We start from the raw sequence: 18,798 nt of genomic DNA, 5'->3' as shown, positions 1-18,798 counted from the left end.
CACCACCCTGCTTCGCCAGCACCTTCGTGATCGCCGCCGTCAGGGACGTCTTGCCATGGTCAACGTGACCAATCGTCCCGATGTTGCAGTGCGGCTTGTTCCGCTCAAACTTCGCCTTGGCCATCGTAAAGCTCCGAGAATGATCGTTCCAGAAGCCGCACGGACACGGGGCCGCCTGCCTGGGAGCACCAACCCGCCACCCGGAAGGGTGGAGCGGGTGAGGGGAATCGAACCCCCGTAGCCAGCTTGGAAGGCTGGTGCTCTACCATTGAGCTACACCCGCGCCGAAGCGGTGGTGAGGATAACCGAGGAGCCCCCCGCACGCACGGCCAAAAGGCCAGGCACGGAAAAGACCCACTGCCACCGGGGAATATGGAGGGGGCTGGATTCGAACCAGCGTAGGCGCAAGCCAACGGATTTACAGTCCGTCCCCTTTAGCCACTCGGGCACCCCTCCGTAGAAGCGCACGAACCGACCTCGAGAGAGGGGCCCGCGCGTCCGATGGAAGCGGGCGCGTTCAAGCGGTTTCGTGGCACCCTGTCAATCAGGCCCGGGCGATGAAACACGCTCCCGGCGAGGATCGGCGAACATCGCGCGGCATGCGCGGCGGGATAGCGCCCTTCCTCTCCGCGCCGGATGCGTCCTCCGCATGGCGAACCGGCGCGATTCGCAGGGACGCGCCCGCGAGTCTCAGCGACGGCGGAAGCGCTCCACGGCACTCACCAACGCGGTGCGGATGCCGGGCTCCAGCGCCGAATGCCCGGCATCGGGCACCACCGTCAGCCGCGCGCGCGGCCATTGCGCCGCGAGTTCGAAGGCCGTCTCGGCCGGGCAGACCATGTCGTAGCGGCCCTGGATGATCTCGGCCGGGATCTGCGCGATGTCCTGCATGCCGGCGAGCAGCCCGCCCTCCCGCAGGAAGAGCTTGTGCGCAAAGTAATGCGCCTCGATCCGCGCGAGGCCGAGCGCCGTGCGATCCTGCGCGAAGCTCGCCACCGTCTCGGGGCTTGGCAGCAGGGTGGAGCAGCTGCCCTCGTAATGGCTCCAGGCGCGCGCGGCCATGAGATGGACGGCCGGCTCGGGGTCGGTCAGGCGGCTCAGATAGGCGGTCAGCAGATCATGCCGCTCGGAGGGCGGAATATGTTCGGCGAAGGCGGCCCAGGCATCGGGGAAGATGCGGCGCAGCCCGTAGAGGAACCAGTCCACCTCCTCGTCGCGTCCGAGGAACACGCCGCGCAGCACGCAGCCCGTCACGCAGGCGGGATGCGCCTGGGCATAGGCCAGCGCGAGGGTCGAACCCCAGGAGCCGCCGAAAAGCAGCCATTTCTCGATGCCGAGGAAGTTCCGGAGAGTCTCGATATCCTGCACCAGATGCGGCGTGGTGTTGGCGCGCAATTCGCCCAAGGGGCGGGAGCGGCCGGCGCCGCGCTGGTCGAAGATGATCAGGCGCCAATGCGTGGGGTCGAAGAAGCGGCGATGCACGGCACCCGCCCCGGCGCCAGGCCCCCCATGCAGGAAGAGGACCGGCTGCCCGCGCGGATTGCCCACCTGCTCCCAGTACATGACGTGCCCGTCGCCCAGCGGCAGCAGGCCGGTCTCGAAGGGAGCGATATCGGGAAAGAGGTCACCGCGCGGCATTGTGGGTGCGAATCCGGTCTCTCGGAGGCCTGTCACGCAAAAGGTTAGGCGAAGTGGGGCGCAACCTCCAGAGTCTTTCGCGTCTTCTTCATCCCACGTCCATGATTCAGCCCAGGCTGCGGCGGATCAGGAGGTTCATCAGGGCGCGCTGATTCTCGGCAAAGCGCTCGCGAAAGCGGTTCTCGCGCTCCCGCGGCATGGGCTTGCGCTTCTCGATCAGCACCGCGACATGCCCGCGCCGGCGCGAACGCATCCAGGTGCGGATGGGCAGTTCGGTCTGCACGTCCCAGCGCTTGTCGCCACGCCAGATGATGAAGCGCTCATCCTCCACGTCGAAATTGTACTGGTGGAAGCCGGAATAGCCCTCGCCCTCCGCTTCGTTGGCGTTGTGATAGAGCATGATCTGCCCGTCCATCTTCACCACGCGCAGCATCTCGGTCAGCCCGCGGATCGGATCGAAGGAATGGTCCAGCGCGTTGCGGCAATGGACGATGTCGAAGGACTCCTCCGGCAGATAGGCCGAAAGCTCCTCCGCCGGGGCGAAGGTGGTGGCGACGGGCCGCCGCAGCCCCATCGCGTCGAAGATTCGCGTATAGGCATCAGCCAGCGGGTCGGTGGCAATAATCTCGATCGTCATCCCCGGCGGCGGCACATAGCCGATCGAGGTGACCGGCCCCGCCCCCACATCCAGCACGCGCAGATGGGTCAGCCCGGCCGCGGTCGCTCGCTCCGCCAGCCAGGGGACCAGCGGCGTCTCGGGGTTCATGCGGGCGGCGAACTCATCCGGCCAGCCGCCGCCGCGTGTCTGCGCCCAATGCGTCCAGAAGCCCAGCTCATAGGGAATGCCGCTCGCCCAGAGGTCGAAACGCTCGACGAGGTCGGTGGGCAAGTCACGGGGCAGGCTCGTGGGAGTGACCATGGGCGTCCTGGTTGCGGCATGACCGGCCGGCTGGATGGGACCGGCGCCCCGGTTCCTTGCAAGCAGCCGGGCCGGATTGCAAGCATTCCCCCCCGAGCACTCCGCCATGCATTCGCCTGGGCGCATCCCCCTTCGCCAAACGCCTCGCAATGCCTAGATTGGGGGCATGGCCCAACCCCGCCCCGCCTCCGGCTCCGCCTCCGGCTCTGCTCCCGCCGGGCCGCATGGCGTGGTCTGCGGCGTCTGCGGGACGGAGAGCCGCCAGCAGGCCTTCCGCCCCGCGCCACCGGAGCAGGCGCCCGATCTCGACCTCAGGCCGGGCCAGCCGATCCGCGGCACCATGGCGCGCTGGCTGCAGCAATGCCCGCATTGCGGCTATTCCGCGCCCGACATCACCCAGGCCCACCCCGCCGCCGCCCAGGCCGTGGGCGCCGCCAATTTCCGCGCCCTGCTGAATGACGCCTCCCACCCGCCGCTCGCCCGCCGCTTCCTGGCCTGGGCCCTGGTGCTGGAGGAGACGGGCGCGCTGCACGCGGCCGCCGAAGCGACGCTGCACGCCGCCTGGATCGCCGATGACCTGAACCGGGCCGACCTCGCCAGCGCCTGGCGGCTGGAGGCCGTGGCGCTGTGGCGCAGCGGCCCGCCGCTGGATGCCGAGCAGCGCGTGCGCGTGGTGGATGCGCTGCGCCGCGCCGAAGCCTGGGCGGATGCGGCCGAGACCGCCCATTCCCTGCTGCGCGAGAACCCGCCCGAGGCGGTGGCGCAGGTCATCGCCCTCGAACTCCGCCTGATCGAGGCGCAGGACACAAGCCGGCACAGCGTCGCCACCGCCCTGCCGCCCCCCGCGCGCCGCCCCCATGTGGCGCACCAGAAGAGCGTGAAGCGTGGCGAAGGGCTGCGCGGCTGGCTGAAGCGCCTGTTCGGGCGTTGAACCCGGCCGGGTTCCGGTCCAGATAGGTTATATCATAACCCAACCTGGACCCCGCCCGATGCATCGCCGCGCCCTCCTGGCCGCCCCAGCCCTGCTCCTGACCCGGCCTGCCCTGGCCCAGCCGCGCCCGGTCGCCGTCGCTTCCTTCTCCATCCTGGGGGACCTCCTGCGCGAGGTGGCGGGCGAGCGCATGGAGATCCGCGTCATCGCCGGCCCCGACGTGGATGCGCATCACTTCCAGCCCCGCCCTTCCCATGCCGAGGCGGTGCGCGGCGCGCGCCTCGTGCTGCGCAACGGCGCGGGCTTCGACAACTGGTTCAACCGCCTGATCGCCTCCACCGGCTTCAATGGCGTGAACGTGCTGGCGACCGAGGGCATCACGCTGCGCCGTGCCGCGCCGACACCCGGCCACAACCATGGCCACCAGGACCCGCATGCCTGGCAGGATGTGCGTCTGGCCATCGGCTATCTCCGCAACATCCAGGCCGGCCTGACCCGCGCCGATGCGGCGGGCGAGGCCGAGTACCGGGCCCGCGCCGCCGCCGCGATCACGCGCATGGAGGCGCTGGACGCCTGGGTGCGCGCCGAGATCGCCCGCGTGCCCGAGGCGCGCCGCGTGGTCATCACCAGCCATGACGCCTTCGCCTATTTCGGCGCCGCCTATGGCGTGCGCTTCCTGGCGCCACAGGGTGTTGGCCTGCAATCCGAGCCCTCGGCGCAGCAGGTGGCGAATTTGATCCGGCAGATCCGCGCCCAGAACATCACCGCCGTCTTCATGGAGAACATGGCCAACCCCGCGACGCTCCGCCGCCTGGCCGAGGAAGCGGGTGTGACCATCCGGGGCCGCCTCTACGCCGATGCGCTCTCCGCCCCGGACGGGCCAGCCGCGACCTATGAGGCCATGATGCGCCACAATGTCACGCTCATGGTCAGCGCGATGATGCCCGCATCCGGTTGACACCGCCGCACAGGCGGAACGAAGCTTCCTCCCAGAACAACAATCGAGGGAGGATTGGCGATGACGGGATTCACCACCGGGCGGCGCGCATTGCTGGGCGGATTGGCGGCGACGCCCTTCCTGCGCGAGGCGAGCGCGCAAGGCAACCAGCCCTATGTGCTGGGCACGCTCTTCCCGATGAGCGGGCCCAACGCCGAATACGGCACCGCCTTCACCGCCGGCATCCAGCTCGCCATGCAGCACATCGCGGCCGACAACATGCTCCGCCGCCCGCTGCGCCTGCAGGCCGAAGACACGCAGGCCCTGCCGCAACAGGGCGTCATCGGCATGACCAAGCTCGTGAACGTGGACCGCGCCAACTACGTGATGGTGGGCTTCACCGCCGTCTCCAAGGCCGTGGCCCCGGTGGGGGACCGGGCCAAGACCGTCATGGTCAATGGCGGCGCCGTGGGGCCCGATCTCGCCGGCCTCTCGCCCTTCTTCTGGAACGTGATCCCGCTCGCCCATCTCGAGACCCAGGCGCTGCTGCCCTTCCTGGTCCGCCAGCGGAACCTGAAGCGCATCGCGCTGGTCTATGTGGATGACCCGCTGGGCGATGCCATCCTCGGCATCCTGCGCACCGCGCTGCCGGCCGCGGGCGGCGAACTGGCGGGTCAGTTCAGCATCCCGCGCACGGCGCAGCAATTCGCGCCCGTCGCAGCACGCATCCGGCAGACGCGACCTGATGCGGTCTATATCGCTTCCTTCGGCGCGCAGCAGAGCCAGATCATCAAGCAGCTCCGCGACAATGGCGTCTCGCAGCCCCTGGTCTCCTACTCGGCGATGAACATCGACAGCGTGCGTGCGACGGCCGAGGCGGAAGGCCTGATCTTCACCACCCAGGTGACGGATTTCGCCGGCGGTGATGCGGTCACGCGCCGCTTCGCCACCGATTTCCGCGCCCGCTTCAACAGCGACCCCGGCACCTACCAGGTGAACTACTACAACGCCGCCCGCCTCTTTGGCCTGCTCGCGCAGTCGCTGGAGCGCGAGAATGCCGAGGTGAATGGCGAGAATCTGCGCCGCGCCCTGCTGGCCGGCCGCGAGTTCGACCTGGTCGGCGGCAAGGGCCGCTTCGACGACCAGGGCAATATGAGCGCGGAGCTCCAGATCAACGAGATCCGCGGCGGGCGGTCGGTCAAGATCGGCTGACCCCATGCTCTTCGTCCAGCTCCTGCTCCAGGGGCTGCAGGTCGGCGCGATCTACGCGCTGACCGCGGCCGGCTTCGCGCTGATCTTTGGCGCCACACGCATCTTCCACTTCGCGCATGGCTCCTCCTTCGCGCTGGCGGGCTATGTCTTCATCTTCGCCATGCAGGCGGGCTGGCCCTGGTGGATGGGCGGCCTCGCCGCGACACTGACGGCCACCCTGTTTGGTATCGGCGTCTTCTGGTTCGTCTATCGGCCGATCCAGCGGCATGAGGGCTCCTTCTTCACCGTCTTCGTCGCCGCCTTCGGCGTGGGCATCGTGGTGCAGAACCTGATCGGCATGACGGCCGGCCGCGGCTTCGCCAGCGTGGACACCCCCCTCTCCCGCGCCGTCGAGGTGCTGCCGGATGTCTTCCTCGCCCAGGTCTTCTGGGTCGCGGTCGGCGTGGCGGCCATCCTCTTCGCCGCGCTGACGCTGTTCCTGACGCGCCACAATGCGGGCGTGGCACTCCGCGCCCTGCACCAGAACCCGGATCTGCTGCGCGCCTATGGCCTCTCCTCCACGCGCCTCTCGCTGCTGGCCTTCGCGCTGGGCTCGGCCCTGGCCGCGCCCGCCGCGATGGTGACGGCGATGACCTCGGGCATGAACGAGGCGATCGGCCACCAGGTCATGCTGATCTCCATGGCGGCCACCATCGTGGGCGGCGTGGGCTCGCTGCGCGGCGCCGCACTCGCCGGCCTCATGCTGGGTGTGGCCGAAAGCGTCGCGCTCAACTTCGTGGACACGCAATGGGCGGAGGCGGTCAGCTTCCTCGTGCTCTTCGCCTTCATCATCTTCCGCCCGAGCGGCATCTTCGGGATCGCGCAAGCCAGATGATCGCCTATCTCACCAATCTCGCGGCGCTGGCCGCGATCTTCGGCATCCTCGCCTCCACGCTGAACGTGGCGGTGGGCTATGCCGGCATCTTCTCGGTGGCCCATGCCGTCTTCTTCGGCGTGGGCGCCTATGCGGGGGCGCAGATCGCGCTCGTCCTCGTGCCCGACGCCCTGCTCGCCATGCTGGTGGCAGGCCTGATCTCGGGCGCGCTGTCCCTCTGCCTCGCGCTGCCCGCCTTGCGCGTGCGCGGCGAATATTTCGTCGCCGCCTCGCTCGGCCTGCAGATGATGGCGACCACGCTGTTCAGCGAATGGAAATCCGTCACCGGCGGCATCGGCGGCCTGACGGGCATCCCCCGCCCGCACGTCTTCGGCGTCGAGGTCGGCACGCTGCCGCTGGCGCTGGCCGCCCTCGGCCTGATCCTGCTGGCGACCGCGGCGCTGATGCGCGGCGCCTTCGGCCGCACGCTGCGCAGCATCCGCGACGCCGAGAGCGCGGCCGAGGCCTTGGGCAAGAATGTCGCCGCCGCCAAGGCGCTGGCCGTCGCCTTCGCCTGCGCCGGCGCGGGTGTCGCGGGCGCGCTCTTCGCGCTGCACATGCAGTTCGTGAACGTGGAATCCTTCAACCTCGACCAGTCGGTGCTGATCATGGCCATGGTGATCATCGGCGGCACCGGCACGCTGCTCGGCCCACTCGTCGGCGCCGTCATCCTGCTCTCGCTGCCGGCGGGCCTCGCCTTCCTGCCCTTCATCCCGGCCACCGAGGTCGGCGCCGTGCAGCAGATGGTCTATGGCCTCGCCATGACGCTGCTGATGATCTTCCGCCCCGCCGGGCTGGTGGGCGATCTCAGCCGCGGGAAGAGCATGGCATGAGCGCGCCCGTCCTGGTCTGCGAGGGTCTCTCGCGCTCCTTCGGCGGCGTGAAGGCGGTGGCGGGCGTCTCGCTGGCGCTCCCTGCCGGGCAGGTGACCGCCCTGGTCGGCCCCAATGGCGCGGGCAAGACCACCGTCTTCAACCTCATCACCGGCAATCTCCGCGCCGATGCGGGAAGTGCCATGCTGCGCGGCCGTTCCATCATGGGCCTCAAGCCGCACCAGGTGGCGCGCATGGGTGTCGCCCGCAGCTTCCAGGATCTGCGCCTCTTCACCCATATGTCGGTGCGCGACAATGTGCAGAGCGCCACCGAAACCTCCGCCTGGTTCTGGCAGCCCGGGGGTGCGGCCGCCCGCCGCGCGCGGGAGGCAGCGACCGAAGAGGCCCTCGCCCGCACCGGCCTCACCGACCTCGCCGAGGCCCGCGCCATCGACCTTGCCTATGCCGAGCGGAAATTCCTCTCCATGGCGCGCATCCTGGCCGCCCGCGCCGGGATCTGGCTGCTGGACGAGCCCGCCTCCGGCCTCGACCTCGCCTCCCGCCTGCGCTTCGGGGCACTGCTGAAGGAGGCGCGCGCGCAAGGTGTCGCCATCTGCCTCATCGAGCACAATCTCGACGTGGTGACGGAGCTGGCCGACCGCATCGCCTTCCTCGACCAGGGCCAGGTGCTGGCCGAAGGCGAGCCGCAAGCCATCCTGAAGGACCCCAAGCTCGCCGCCATCTATTTCGGCGACCGCGGAGAGGCGGCATGAGCGGCACCTTGGCTCTGGAAGCCCGCAACCTCACCGCCGGCTATGGCGGCCGCGCCGTGCTGCAGGATGTCTCGCTCACGCTGGGTGCCGGCGAGATCGTGACCCTTGTCGGCCACAACGGCGCCGGCAAATCCACCCTGTTGCGTGTGCTCTTCGGCCTGCACCGGCCGGAAGCCGGTCAGATCCGCGTCTTCGGCCAGAGCCTGGCCGATCACACGCCCGCCGCGCTCGGTGCGGTGGGCCTCGCCCTCGTCCCGGAAGGGCGCGGCGTCTTCCCCGACCTCACGGTGGAGGAAATCTTCGGCCTCGCCCTCTGGTCCGCCGCCGTGCCCAAGCCCGAGCGCGCCGAGCGCGTGGAGGAGGTGCTGAGCATCCTCCCCCGCATCCGCGATTTCCGCACGCGCCGCGCCGGCACCCTCTCGGGCGGGCAGCAGCAGATGGTCTCCATCGCCCGCGCCCTGCTGACCCGCCCGCGCGCCCTGCTGCTGGACGAGCCCTCCATCGGCCTCGCCCCCAAGCTCTTCCAGGACCTGCTGGCGCCCATCGCGGCGCTGCGCGACAGCCGCGGCCTCGCCATCCTGCTGGTCGAGCAGAATGTGCGCGAGGCCTTTGCCATCTCAGACCGCGTGCTGGTGATGAAATCGGGCGCGATCATCGAGGAGGGCCCTCCCCAGGACTTCGCCGATCATGCGAGACTGATGGAATTGTTCTGAGGAAACACCCGCATGCTCACCATCTATGGCGTTCTTCGCTCCCGCGCCTCGCGCAATGTCTGGCTGGCGCTGGAGGCGGGGATGCCCTTCCGCCACGTGCCCGTGATCCAGGCCGGCCGCCTGGCCGATCCGCTGGCGCCGGGGGCCCAGATCAACACGCGCTCGCCCGAATTCCTCAAGGTGAACCCCAACGCGCGCATCCCGGCGATGGAGGATGACGGCCTGGTGCTGGCCGAATCGCTCGCCATCAACCTCTACATGGCGAAGAAGGCCGGCGGCCCGCTGGCGCCGGCGAACCTGCGCGAGGATGGCGAGATGACCGCCTGGTCCATCTGGGCGATGACCGAGGCCGAGCCGCACACCATCGCCATCCTCTACAACATGGTGGCGAAGCCCGAGGCGGAGCGTGACGCGGCGCTGGCCAAGGCCTCCATCGAGGCGCTGCGCGGCCCCTTCGCCGTGCTGGACGCGGCGCTGGCCAAGACCGGCTTCCTCGTGGGCGGGCGCTTCACCGTGGCCGACATCAACCTCGCCGAGGTCATCCGCTACGCGATGCCGGCGAAGGAACTCTTCGAGGCCGCACCCCATGTGAAGGCCTGGCTCGCCGCCTGCCATGCGCGCCCCGCCTTCAAGCAGATGATGGCCGACCGCGACAAAGAGCCTGCGTAAGGGGGAGCCAGCCTGATGAACTGGGACACCATCATCGTCGGCGGCGGCTCCGCCGGCTCCGTCCTGGCGCACCGCCTCTCGGCCCAGAGCCACCGCAAGGTGCTGGTCTGCGAGGCGGGGCCCGACACGCCGCCCGGCGAGGAACCCGCCGAGATCAAGGACAGCTACCCGGGCACCGCCTATTTCGACCCGCGCTTCCACTGGACGGAGCTGAAGGTCCACACCCAGATCGTGCCCCACAACCGCCCGGAGGATCGCCCGCCGCTGCGCAAATATGAGCAGGCGCGGGTGCTGGGCGGCGGCTCCTCCATCAATGGCCAGCTCGCCAATCGCGGCGCCCCCACCGATTACGACGAATGGGAACAGCGCGGTGCCACCGGCTGGAACTGGGATGCCGTCCTCCCCTTCTTCAAGAAGGTCGAGCGCGACCTCGATTTCGACGGCCCCTTCCATGGCAAGGAAGGCCGCATCCCGGTCCGCCGCATCCCGCCCGAGCATTGGAACAACCACGCCAAGGCGGCCGCCAAGGCCTTCGCCGCCGCCGGCTTCAAATTCCTGCCCGACCAGAACGGCTTCTTCGAGGACGGCTATTTCCCGATGACCATCTCGAACGAGGGCGAACAACGCGCCTCGGCCGCGATGGGCTATCTCGACCGCTCCACCCGCGCCCGCGAGAACCTGACCATCTCCACCGAGACGCAGGTGAAGTCCCTGATCTTCGAGGGCAACCGCTGTGTCGGCGTCATCGCCCTCGTCAAAGGCCAGGAGCAGGAATTCCGCGGGCGGGAGATCATCCTCTCCTCCGGCGCCATCCACTCGCCGGCCCATCTGCTGCGCGCCGGCATCGGCCCCGCCGCCCATCTGCGCGAGATGGGGATCGAGGTGCTGCACAACCTGCCCGGCGTGGGCCAGGGGCTGATGGACCACCCCTCCGTCTCGCTCTCCTCCTACCTCCGCCGCGGCGCCCGCGTGGATGAGCGGACGCGCCGCCACATCCTGGTCGGCCTGCGCTATTCCTCCAACCTCGAAGGCATTCCGCCCGGCGACATGTTCGCCGCCGCCGTCAGCAAGTCGGCCTGGCATGCGGTGGGCAAGCAGGTCGCCTCGCTGCTGCTCTGGGTGAACAAGACCTATTCCGAGAGCGGCCAGGTGCGCCTCGCCTCGCGCGACTGGAATGCCGAGCCGGTGGTGGAGTTCAACCTCCTCTCCGACACGCGCGACCTCGAGCGGCTGATGACCGGCTTCCGCATGATGGCCGCGATCCAGATGAGCGGCGAATTGGGGAAAGTCACCACCGACCACTTCCCGGCCAGCTACACCGACCGCGTCCGCAAGCTCGGCGTCATCAATGCGAAGAACCGCTTCCTGACGAATGTCATCAGCGCGGTGATGGATGGGCCGGGCTTCATCCGCTCCCGCTTCATCGACCGCTTCGTGATCGAGGGCTATCGCTTCGACGAAGTGATGACGGATGACGCGGCGCTGGAGGGCTTCATCCGCAAGGCGGCGATCGGCGTCTGGCACGCCTCCTGCTCCTGCCGGATGGGCGCCGAGGATGATCCGCGCGCCGTGGTGGACCCGGAGGGGCGCGTGAAGGGCATCGAAGGCCTGCGCGTGGTGGATGCCTCGATCTTCCCCGTGGTCCCCTGCGCCAATACGAACTTCCCGACCATGATGACGGCGGAGAAGATCGCGGCCGGAATGGTGGGGTAAGACCAGGGGCGCCGCCCCTGGACCCCGGCAAAGGACTCGTCCTTTGCAATCCCATTTTTGGGGTCCGGGGCCTTTCGGCCCCGGCGGGTGCAGGGCAGCGCCCTGCTACTTCTTCTCAGGCAGCGCGTGCTGCTCGCGCAGCGCGTGGAAGCTCAGCATCTTCCACTCCTCCTCCGCGCGCTTGCGCCGCCAGTCCGAGGCGAAGAGCGCCACCAGCGCGCCGTCATGATCCTCGGCCAACTCGCTGCGGTTGAACTGGCTGAAGCGCGTAATGGCGTCGCGATCCTCGGAGGTCACCCAGCGCAGATATTCCCACTGCGTGTGCTCGAAGCCCGCCGGCACGCCGTATTCCACCTTGAGCCGGCTTTGCAGCACGTCGATCTGCAGCAGCCCCACCACGCCGATCACCGGCGGCGAGCCATCCAGCGGCCGGAAGATCTGCACCACGCCCTCATCGGCCAGCTGCTCCAGCGCCTTGTTCAGCTTCTTGGCCAGCATCGGGTCATCGAGGCGCACGCGGCGCAGATGCTCGGGCGCGAAGGAGGGGACGCCGCGGAAATTGATCGGCTCGCCCTCGGTCAGCGTGTCGCCGATGCGCAGAATCCCGTGATTCGCGATGCCCACCACATCGCCCGGCCAGGCCTCTTCCGCCACCTGGCGGTCCTTCGCGAAGAAGAAGAGCGGCGCGTTCACCGGCACCTGCTTGCCGGTGCGCACCTGGAGCAGGCGCGCGCCCTTCTGCAAGCGGCCGGAGCAGACGCGCAGGAAGGCCACGCGGTCGCGGTGCTGCGGGTCCATGTTCGCCTGCACCTTGAAGACGAAGCCCGTCAGCTTGCCCTCGCCGGGGGCGACCATCCGCGCATCGGCCGCGCGCGGGCGCGGCGGCGGGGCCAGGCGCGCGAGGCCATCCAGCAGATGCCCCACGCCGAAATCGCGCAGCGCGCTGCCGAAGAAGACGGGCGTCAGCGTGCCCTGCAGGAAGGCGTCGCGGTCAAATTCCGGATAGCCGCCGGTCACCAGCCCCGCCTGGTCCCGCAGATCGGCCAGCAGGCCCTCGGGCACCAGCTTCTCGAGCTCTGGGTCTTCGAGGCCCGAAAGCGGGATATGCCCGCCATCCGCCGTGTCCAGCAGGCGCAGCGCGGGGTCCAGCAGGTCATAGACGCCGAGCAGGTCCCGCCCCTGCCCCACCGGCCAGGCGGCGGGCGAGACGTCCAGCGCCAGCGTCTTCTCGATCTCGTCGAGCAGCTCCAGCGGGTCCCGCCCCTCGCGGTCCATCTTGTTGATGAAGGTGATGATCGGGATGTCGCGCAGGCGGCAGACCTCGAAGAGCTTGAGCGTCTGCGCCTCGATGCCCTTGGCCGCGTCCAGCACCATCACGGCGGCGTCCACGGCGGTCAGCGTGCGGTAGGTGTCCTCGGAGAAGTCTTCGTGGCCCGGCGTGTCCAGCAGGTTGAAGATCAGCCCGTCGCGCTCGAAGGTCATGACCGAGGTCGCGACGGAAATGCCGCGATCCTGCTCGATGCTCATCCAGTCCGAGCGCGTGGCGCGGCGATTGCCCTTGGCGCGCACCTGGCCGGCGAGCTGGATGGCGCCGCCCTTGAGCAGCAGCTTCTCGGTCAGCGTGGTCTTGCCGGCATCGGGGTGGGCGATGATGGCGAAGCTGCGGCGGCGCGCGGCCTCTTGCGCGGCGCCAGTGGCGGCGGCGCCCGTGGTCAAGGCTTCAGAGGCATTCTGGCTCAAGGCGGGCACTCCGGGGGGAAGCATGGGGGAGGGCCACCGGGGAAGGCCGCAATGGTCGGAGCGGCGGGATTCGAACCCACGACCCCCAGTCCCCCAGACTGATGCGCTACCAGGCTGCGCTACGCTCCGACGCGAGTGGCCTTACCACCCGTTGCGCGCTTGTCCAAGGGGTGCGCGCCATGTCCTGTCGGCATTCGTCACATTCCGCCGGATCGCGCCCCACCGAAGCGCGGGGTAGACTGTCCCCATGAAACGAGTGATGCGGCTTTCCATGATGGCGCTGGCGGCAAGACTGCTGGCCGCACCCGCGCTGGCGCAGGCGCCCGCGCCTGCCGCGGCCCCCAATGTCACCAATGCCAGCTTCGGCGATTGGATCCTCCGCTGCGAGACGCGCCAGAACGGCCCGCGCGGCTGCGAGGTGCTGCAATCCCTCCAGGACCAGCGCCGCCAGCCCGTCGCGCAATTCGCCTTCGGCCGCGCCCAGCGCGGCGACCCCATGCGCCTCATCGTGCTGATCCCGGCCAATGTCACCGTGGTCCACCCCATGCTGATCCAGCTGCCGGACCGCGCCGCCCCCATCCCGGTCACGCTGCGCGCCTGCGGGCCGCGCGGCTGCGTGGCCGAGACGGATGTCAGCGCCGGCCAACTCACCCGCCTGCGCGCCCGGGAAGCCCAGGGGCGCCTGGAATACCGGGACGCCTTGGGGGGCGAGGTGGCGCTGCCCTTCTCAACCCGGGGCTTCGGCCAGGCCCTTGACGCCCTGGCGCGCGAGGGCTTCTGAGTCCCAGCGGCAACACCGCCGCCCAAATGTCTGAAAATTGGTTTCTTTCGTTTGTCGAATCACGGCCCCAAGGATAGATTGTCAAAATCGGAGACATATCCAAATCCCAGGGCATATTCTTTTGCTGCCAAAACCATCCGCGGCAAAGCGCCCCGGACCCGGTGACCATGCCGCGCATGGCTCCCCGCGCCGGCTGACGGCGGGCAGCCCGGCGGCCATACCGGGCCCGGCAAGCCCTTGACCCGCTCACTCCGCCGCACCGTCCTCGGCACGGCCGTGGTCATCCTGCTCGTGCAGGCTCTGGCCACCGGGCTGATGGTCGAGCGCGGCCGGCAGGAGGCCCTGGCCCAGGCCAACCAGACGGTGGAGCGCATCGCCCGCGCCGTGGAAGCCAACATCAACCGTCATTTCACCCAGGTCGAATCCCTGCTCTTCGGCCTGCCCGTCATCCTCGGCCCTGCCCGCGACGGCCGTTTCGACGCCAACCGCGCGAGCGAGGTGCTGCAGGAGCTCAACAACCAGAACCTGATCTACCGCGACATCCTGGTGCTCGACTCCACAGGCCAGGCCGTCGCCACCGCGCTTTCCGTCTATCGCCGCCGCCGCCTGCCAGGCCCGACCGGCCCGACTTTCAACGAATCCGGCCTCCACGAAGGCGGGCTTCGCATCGGCGGCCCGATCCGCAACCCGGCCTCGCGCGAATGGGGCCTCTTCTTCGCCCATCCGGTGAGCATCTCGGGCCTGCCCAATGCCACCGCCATGGCCGAGATCCCGCTCGCCAATCTCAGCCAGCTCCTCGCCTCGGGCGGCGATGCGCCGGGGCTTCGCATCACGCTCATGCGCAATGACGGCCTGTTGCTCGCCGCCCTGCCGCATGAGGAAGCGCAGATCGCAACCCGCCCCGACCCGAACGCGGAACCGCCCGTGGTCGCGCTGACGCGGCCCACGCTCTACGGCAACCTGACCATCCGCGTGACCATGACGCGCGAGGCCGCACTCGCCGCCTGGTCCTCCGAACGCTGGCCCGCCATCCTCTTCTCCGCCGCCTTCGGCCTGCTGATCATCACGCTGGCCGGCCTGCTCTCCCTCATGCTGCGCCAGCGCGAGCGCACCGAGGGCGACCGCGACCGCTGGCGCACCACCCTGGCGAATGCTCTCGACAGCATGAGCGACGGCTTCGTGCTGTTCGGGCCGGATGATCGCCTCGTCATCTGCAACCAGCGCTTCCGCGAGATGTACGCCCTCTCCGCCCCCTTCATCCGCGAGGGCGCCTCCTTCCGTGAGATCATGCGCGAGGGCGCGCTGCGCGGGCAGTTCCCGCAGCTCACCGGCGATATCGAGGCCGCGATCGACGAGATGGTGCGCTGGCGCCGCAGCAAGGGCCCGCCGCTCGAGGCCCTGCTGCCCGATGGCCGCTGGATCCTCATCACCGAGCGCATGACCCCCGATGGCGGCACCATCGGCATCCGCACCGACATCACGGAACTCAAGCGCGCCAATGAGGAGCTGGCCCGCGCCCGCGACGCCGCTCATGCCGAGGATGTGGCCAAGGGCATGTTCCTCGCCCGCATGTCGCATGAGCTGCGCACGCCGCTGAACTCCATGCTGGGCTTCGCCCAGGCGCTGATGTCCGACAACAATCTCGGCCACACCCAGCGCGACCAGCTCCGCCTGCTGCACGATGCCGGCACCCATCTGCGCGAGCTGGTGAACCGCCTGCTCGACCTGACGAAGATCGAGGCCGGGCAGCTCGACCTCGACCTGCGGCCCGTGCTGCTCCGCCCGCTCTTCGAGGCCTGCGTGGGCCTGATGGCGCCCGATGTGGACCGCAAGCGCCTGCGCCTCTCGCTCGACCTTTCGCCCGCCATGCCGGAGATGGTCGAGGGCGATGCGATGCGCCTGCGCCAGATGCTGCTGAACCTGCTCTCCAACGCCATCAAGTTCACCCCCGATGGCGGGCGCGTGGATCTGCGCGTGCGGCCGCTCTCCCGCGGCCAGATGGGCCTGCGCATCGAGGTGCAGGACAGTGGCCCGGGCGTCCCGCCCGACAAGCGCCACCTGCTGTTCCGCGACTTCACGCAGATCGCGCCGCATGGCGAGAGCGAGGGGCTGGGCACCGGCCTCGGCCTCGCCATCACGGCACGCCTCGCCGCCGCCATGGGGGGTGCCATCGGCTGCGACAGCGAGCCGGGCGCGGGGGCCCTCTTCTGGCTCGAATTGCCGCTGCGAACACTGGCCGAGCGCCCGGCGCCCGAGACCCTGCCCGTGCCCGCGCCACCTCTGCCCGACATGCCCGGATTGCTGGTGCTGGTGGCGGATGACCTCGCGCCCAACCGGCTCGTCGTGCAGGCGCTGCTCGCCCCCGCGGGGCATCGCGTGGAATTCGTGAGCAGCGGCGCGGCCGCCGTCACGGCCGTCGAGCGCAACGCCTTCGACATCGTGCTGATGGATGTCCACATGCCCGGCATGGACGGGCTGGAAGCGACGCGCCGCATCCGCATGCTGCCCGCGCCCAAGGGCACCATTCCCATCCTGGGCGTGACCGCCTCCACCCTGCCCGAGGAAATCTCCGCCTGCTACGAGGCCGGCATGGACGGCCACCTGGCCAAGCCCATCGACCGCGACGCGCTGCTCTCCGCCATGCAGGACCTTGTCGCCGGCCATTCCTGGCGCAGCGCCCTTCCCGCCATGGCGCCCACCCGCCCCGAGGAGCCGCCCTTGGTGAACGAGGCGACGCTGCGGCGTTCGCTGGCCGATCTCGGCGCCCTCGCCGCCCATGCCATGCATGACATGGTGGAGGAGATCCGCGAGGGCTGCGCCGTACTGGCCGAACCCCGCATCGCGCGTGACGTGACCCGCATGCGCCAGGCCGCGCATATGGTGATGGAACCCGCCCGGAGCCTGGGCGCCGAGCGGCTGACCAACGGCATCGACCGCCTGCAGCGCGCGATCCGGGCCGGCCAGGACGTGGCGCCGCACCTCGCCGCCCTGCCGGAGATCGTGGCCGAGACGCTGCCGATGCTGCAGCGCGTGGCGGTCAGCGCATAAGGCTTCCGCCTACTCCACCGTGATGTTCGCCTCGCGGATCACACGGGTCCAGCGCTCGCGCTCGGCGGCGAAGAAGGCCGCCGCCTCACGCTGGTTGCGGAAGCGCGCCGCCACACCCTGCTGCGCCATGGCGGCCACCAGCGCGGGCTCGGCCAACGCCCGGCCCAGCGCGCCCTGCAGCCGGTCCATCGCCGCCTGGGGCGTGCCGCGGGGCGCGGTCAGCATGTGCCAGCTCCCCGCCTCGAAACCCGGCGCGCCGGCCTCGGCCGTGGTCGGCGTGTCGGGCAGCAGCGGCTCGCGCCGGGCGGCGGTGACGGCCAGCACGCGCACCCGCCCGCTCTCCACCGGCGATCGCATCAGCGAATAGCCATCAATGATCATCTGCACCCGCCCGCCGGCGAGGTCCACGATGGCGGGCGCCGAGCCGCGATAGGGCACATGCGTGATGTCGAGGTTGAACTGCCGCTTGAACAGCTCGAGCGCCAGGTGCGTCGGCCCGCCCGCGCCGGCCGAGGCGCCGTTCAGCCGCCCCGGATTGGCCCGCGCATAGGCCATGAGCTCCGGCAGCGTGCGCACCGGCAGCTCGGCATTCACCGCGATGACGGAGAAGCTCTCCATCGTCTGCCCGATGGGGACGAAGTCGCGCAGCGTGTCGAAGCTCAGGTTGCGATAGAGCGCGTTGGTGACGGCGAGGTTGCCGACATTGCCGTAGAACAGCATGTAGCCATCGGGCGTGCTCTGGTGCACCGCGTCCATGGCGATGTTGCCATTGGCGCCGGCCCGGTTCTCCACCAGGAAGGGCTGGCCCAACGCCTCGGAGAGGCGCGGCATGATGAGCCGCGCCACGATGTCCACGCCGCCGCCGGGCGGAAAGCCGATGACGACGCGCACCGGGCGGGCCGGGTATTCCTGCGCGGCGGCAGGCCGGGCCAGGAGCAGCGCGGGCGCGGCCAGCGTCGCACGGCGAGAGACCTCAATCGGCACTGATGTTCGCCTCCCGCACCACGGCGGTCCAGAGCGCGCGATCCTCGCGGATCAGCCGGTCCACCTCCGCGCCGGGCGCGAAGCGCGGGAAGGTGCCGAGCCCGGTCAGCACCGCCGGCAGGTCGCTCTCGCGGAAGGTGCGGGCCAGCTGGTCCTCCAGCCGCTGCCGCACGGCCGCGGGCGTGGCCGCCGGGCAGACGATGGCCTGCCAGGAGGTGAAGACCCAGTCGAGCCCGCTCTCCTTCACCGTCGGCACATCGGGCAGCTGCGGGTGCCGCTCGGCCGAGGTGATGCCGATGACGCGCACGCGCCCGCCCTCATGCGCGCCGCGCATCAGCGAATAGCCATCCACCATCAGCTGGATGCGCCCACCCAGCAGGTCCTGCAGCGCGGGGGCCGAGCCGCGATAGGGCACATGGACGATGTCCACGCCCGCAGAACGCTTCCAGACCTCGAAGGCCAGATGCGGCACGCCGCCCGAGCCGCCGGAGCCGAAATTCAGCGCCCCCGGCCGCGCCTTGGCCGCGGCGACCAGGTCCTGCATGGAGCGGATCGGGCTGTCCGCCGGCACGGCGAAGACCAGCGGGCCGAGCGTCAGCTGCCCGACACCCCGGAAATCGCGCCCCGTGTCGAAGGGCAGGTTCGGGAAGAGGGCATGCGTCATGGCGAGGTTGCCGACATTGCCCTGGAAGAGCTGCGTGCCGTCGGCGATTCCCTTGGCCACGAAATCCATGGCGATATTGCCGTTGTTGCCCGGCCGGTTGTCGATCACGACGGGCTGCCCCAGCCGCTCCTGCCAGCGCGCCGCGACCGGCCGCGCGATGGAATCGACGCCGCCGCCGGCCGGAAAGCCGACGACGAGACGGATCGCGCCCGATTGCGCGCGCAGGGTCCCGGGCGCGGCCAGCAGGCTCGCGGAAAGGCCAAGGCTCCGGCGGGACAAGAGCATCTGTTTCCTCCTGGTCATTTTATGGACAGGAGGCTGGCAGAGGCGGAGGTCCCGCATCAAGCCAAA

General features: G+C 69.8%; 17 protein-coding genes and 3 tRNA genes. 11 read left to right on the top strand and 9 right to left on the bottom strand.

Annotated features, from left to right (window positions below; genetic code table 11):
* From KTR66_RS23375 to KTR66_RS23355, 5 genes are all read right to left on the bottom strand, one after another.
* The coding region (locus KTR66_RS23375; RefSeq protein ID WP_249732391.1) for a GTP-binding protein at positions 1-124 on the bottom strand (124 nt) is incomplete at its 3' end.
* 85 nt (positions 125-209) lie between these two features.
* Positions 210-283 (bottom strand) — tRNA-Gly (locus tag KTR66_RS23370).
* Positions 284-373: 90 nt separating this feature from the next.
* Positions 374-456, bottom strand: a tRNA-Tyr gene (locus KTR66_RS23365).
* Positions 457-690: 234 nt separating this feature from the next.
* Positions 691-1,638 (bottom strand): prolyl aminopeptidase, encoded by a 948-nt coding sequence (pip, locus tag KTR66_RS23360; RefSeq protein ID WP_213617025.1) that lies wholly within the window; start codon positions 1,636-1,638, stop codon positions 691-693.
* A gap of 106 nt (positions 1,639-1,744) precedes the next feature.
* Positions 1,745-2,557, bottom strand: a complete 813-nt coding sequence (locus KTR66_RS23355) for a class I SAM-dependent methyltransferase (RefSeq protein ID WP_213617024.1) — start codon at positions 2,555-2,557, stop codon at positions 1,745-1,747.
* Between the two features lie 166 nt (positions 2,558-2,723).
* Here KTR66_RS23355 and KTR66_RS23350 point away from each other — a divergent pair, with 166 nt between their 5' ends.
* Genes KTR66_RS23350 through KTR66_RS23310 form a run of 9 tightly spaced genes read left to right on the top strand, consistent with a single transcriptional unit; the run spans position 2,724 to position 11,230 of the window.
* Positions 2,724-3,488, top strand: coding sequence for a hypothetical protein (locus KTR66_RS23350; protein WP_213617022.1), 765 nt, complete (start codon positions 2,724-2,726; stop codon positions 3,486-3,488).
* Between the two features lie 58 nt (positions 3,489-3,546).
* On the top strand, positions 3,547-4,446 hold the full coding sequence (locus tag KTR66_RS23345) for a metal ABC transporter solute-binding protein, Zn/Mn family (RefSeq protein ID WP_213617020.1): 900 nt from the start codon (positions 3,547-3,549) through the stop codon (positions 4,444-4,446).
* 60 nt (positions 4,447-4,506) lie between these two features.
* On the top strand, positions 4,507-5,637 hold the full coding sequence (locus tag KTR66_RS23340; RefSeq protein ID WP_213617018.1) for an ABC transporter substrate-binding protein: 1,131 nt from the start codon (positions 4,507-4,509) through the stop codon (positions 5,635-5,637).
* Between the two features lie 4 nt (positions 5,638-5,641).
* A complete protein-coding gene (locus KTR66_RS23335) occupies positions 5,642-6,511 on the top strand; it encodes a branched-chain amino acid ABC transporter permease (protein ID WP_213617016.1) in 870 nt (289 codons plus the stop codon).
* Positions 6,508-7,383: a branched-chain amino acid ABC transporter permease gene (locus KTR66_RS23330; RefSeq protein WP_213617014.1), complete on the top strand. Its 876-nt coding sequence runs from the start codon at positions 6,508-6,510 to the stop codon at positions 7,381-7,383. The genes KTR66_RS23335 and KTR66_RS23330 overlap by 4 nt, the downstream gene beginning before the upstream one ends.
* Positions 7,380-8,135, top strand: coding sequence for an ABC transporter ATP-binding protein (locus KTR66_RS23325; RefSeq protein WP_213617012.1), 756 nt, complete (start codon positions 7,380-7,382; stop codon positions 8,133-8,135). Before KTR66_RS23330 ends, KTR66_RS23325 begins: the two co-directional genes overlap by 4 nt.
* Entirely contained in the window at positions 8,132-8,848 is a 717-nt protein-coding gene (locus KTR66_RS23320; RefSeq protein ID WP_213617010.1) for an ABC transporter ATP-binding protein, read from the top strand. The genes KTR66_RS23325 and KTR66_RS23320 overlap by 4 nt, the downstream gene beginning before the upstream one ends.
* Positions 8,849-8,860: 12 nt before the next feature.
* Positions 8,861-9,517 (top strand): glutathione S-transferase family protein, encoded by a 657-nt coding sequence (locus tag KTR66_RS23315; RefSeq protein ID WP_213617008.1) that lies wholly within the window; start codon positions 8,861-8,863, stop codon positions 9,515-9,517.
* A 15-nt stretch (positions 9,518-9,532) separates the two neighbouring features.
* The gene (locus KTR66_RS23310; RefSeq protein WP_213617006.1) at positions 9,533-11,230 is read left to right on the top strand and encodes a GMC family oxidoreductase; all 1,698 of its coding nucleotides are present in this window, start codon (positions 9,533-9,535) and stop codon (positions 11,228-11,230) included.
* A gap of 105 nt (positions 11,231-11,335) precedes the next feature.
* Here KTR66_RS23310 and KTR66_RS23305 read toward each other — a convergent pair whose 3' ends face one another.
* Entirely contained in the window at positions 11,336-12,946 is a 1,611-nt protein-coding gene (locus tag KTR66_RS23305) for a peptide chain release factor 3 (protein ID WP_213617004.1), read from the bottom strand.
* Between the two features lie 76 nt (positions 12,947-13,022).
* Positions 13,023-13,099: transfer RNA gene (locus KTR66_RS23300), tRNA-Pro, on the bottom strand.
* A gap of 130 nt (positions 13,100-13,229) precedes the next feature.
* Between KTR66_RS23300 and KTR66_RS23295 the strand changes: the two genes are divergently transcribed.
* Together KTR66_RS23295 and KTR66_RS23290 are read left to right on the top strand one after the other, a co-directional pair.
* Positions 13,230-13,751 (top strand): invasion associated locus B family protein, encoded by a 522-nt coding sequence (locus KTR66_RS23295; protein ID WP_213617002.1) that lies wholly within the window; start codon positions 13,230-13,232, stop codon positions 13,749-13,751.
* Between the two features lie 237 nt (positions 13,752-13,988).
* Positions 13,989-16,799, top strand: coding sequence for an ATP-binding protein (locus KTR66_RS23290; RefSeq protein WP_213617000.1), 2,811 nt, complete (start codon positions 13,989-13,991; stop codon positions 16,797-16,799).
* Positions 16,800-16,808: 9 nt separating this feature from the next.
* On the opposite strand, the gene KTR66_RS23285 is transcribed toward KTR66_RS23290, so the two are convergent.
* Together KTR66_RS23285 and KTR66_RS23280 are read right to left on the bottom strand one after the other, a co-directional pair.
* The gene (locus KTR66_RS23285) at positions 16,809-17,783 is read right to left on the bottom strand and encodes a tripartite tricarboxylate transporter substrate binding protein (RefSeq protein ID WP_213616999.1); all 975 of its coding nucleotides are present in this window, start codon (positions 17,781-17,783) and stop codon (positions 16,809-16,811) included.
* Positions 17,773-18,732, bottom strand: coding sequence for a tripartite tricarboxylate transporter substrate binding protein (locus tag KTR66_RS23280; protein WP_213616997.1), 960 nt, complete (start codon positions 18,730-18,732; stop codon positions 17,773-17,775). Before KTR66_RS23280 ends, KTR66_RS23285 begins: the two co-directional genes overlap by 11 nt.
* Between the last annotated feature and the right edge of the window lie 66 nt (positions 18,733-18,798).

The sequence above is a fragment of the Roseococcus sp. SDR genome, assembly GCF_019083995.1.
In the GTDB taxonomy this organism is placed as follows: Bacteria; Pseudomonadota; Alphaproteobacteria; order Acetobacterales; family Acetobacteraceae; genus Roseococcus.
Note: the sequence above shows the minus strand (reverse complement) of the source record. Positions and strands in the feature narration are given on the sequence as shown.

Excerpts from the sequence above, each read along its gene's own strand:
- KTR66_RS23345 (WP_213617020.1), top strand. The coding sequence starts at position 3,547 with ATGCATCGCCGCGCCCTCCTGGCCGCCCCAGCCCTGCTCCTGACCCGG.
- KTR66_RS23320 (WP_213617010.1), top strand. The coding sequence starts at position 8,132 with ATGAGCGGCACCTTGGCTCTGGAAGCCCGCAACCTCACCGCCGGCTAT.
- KTR66_RS23315 (WP_213617008.1), top strand. The coding sequence starts at position 8,861 with ATGCTCACCATCTATGGCGTTCTTCGCTCCCGCGCCTCGCGCAATGTC.
- KTR66_RS23340 (WP_213617018.1), top strand. The coding sequence starts at position 4,507 with ATGACGGGATTCACCACCGGGCGGCGCGCATTGCTGGGCGGATTGGCG.
- KTR66_RS23325 (WP_213617012.1), top strand. The coding sequence starts at position 7,380 with ATGAGCGCGCCCGTCCTGGTCTGCGAGGGTCTCTCGCGCTCCTTCGGC.
- KTR66_RS23350 (WP_213617022.1), top strand. The coding sequence starts at position 2,724 with ATGGCCCAACCCCGCCCCGCCTCCGGCTCCGCCTCCGGCTCTGCTCCC.
- pip (WP_213617025.1), bottom strand. The coding sequence starts at position 1,638 with ATGCCGCGCGGTGACCTCTTTCCCGATATCGCTCCCTTCGAGACCGGC.
- KTR66_RS23280 (WP_213616997.1), bottom strand. The coding sequence starts at position 18,732 with ATGCTCTTGTCCCGCCGGAGCCTTGGCCTTTCCGCGAGCCTGCTGGCC.
- KTR66_RS23335 (WP_213617016.1), top strand. The coding sequence starts at position 5,642 with ATGCTCTTCGTCCAGCTCCTGCTCCAGGGGCTGCAGGTCGGCGCGATC.
- KTR66_RS23355 (WP_213617024.1), bottom strand. The coding sequence starts at position 2,557 with ATGGTCACTCCCACGAGCCTGCCCCGTGACTTGCCCACCGACCTCGTC.
- KTR66_RS23295 (WP_213617002.1), top strand. The coding sequence starts at position 13,230 with ATGCGGCTTTCCATGATGGCGCTGGCGGCAAGACTGCTGGCCGCACCC.
- KTR66_RS23330 (WP_213617014.1), top strand. The coding sequence starts at position 6,508 with ATGATCGCCTATCTCACCAATCTCGCGGCGCTGGCCGCGATCTTCGGC.
- KTR66_RS23310 (WP_213617006.1), top strand. The coding sequence starts at position 9,533 with ATGAACTGGGACACCATCATCGTCGGCGGCGGCTCCGCCGGCTCCGTC.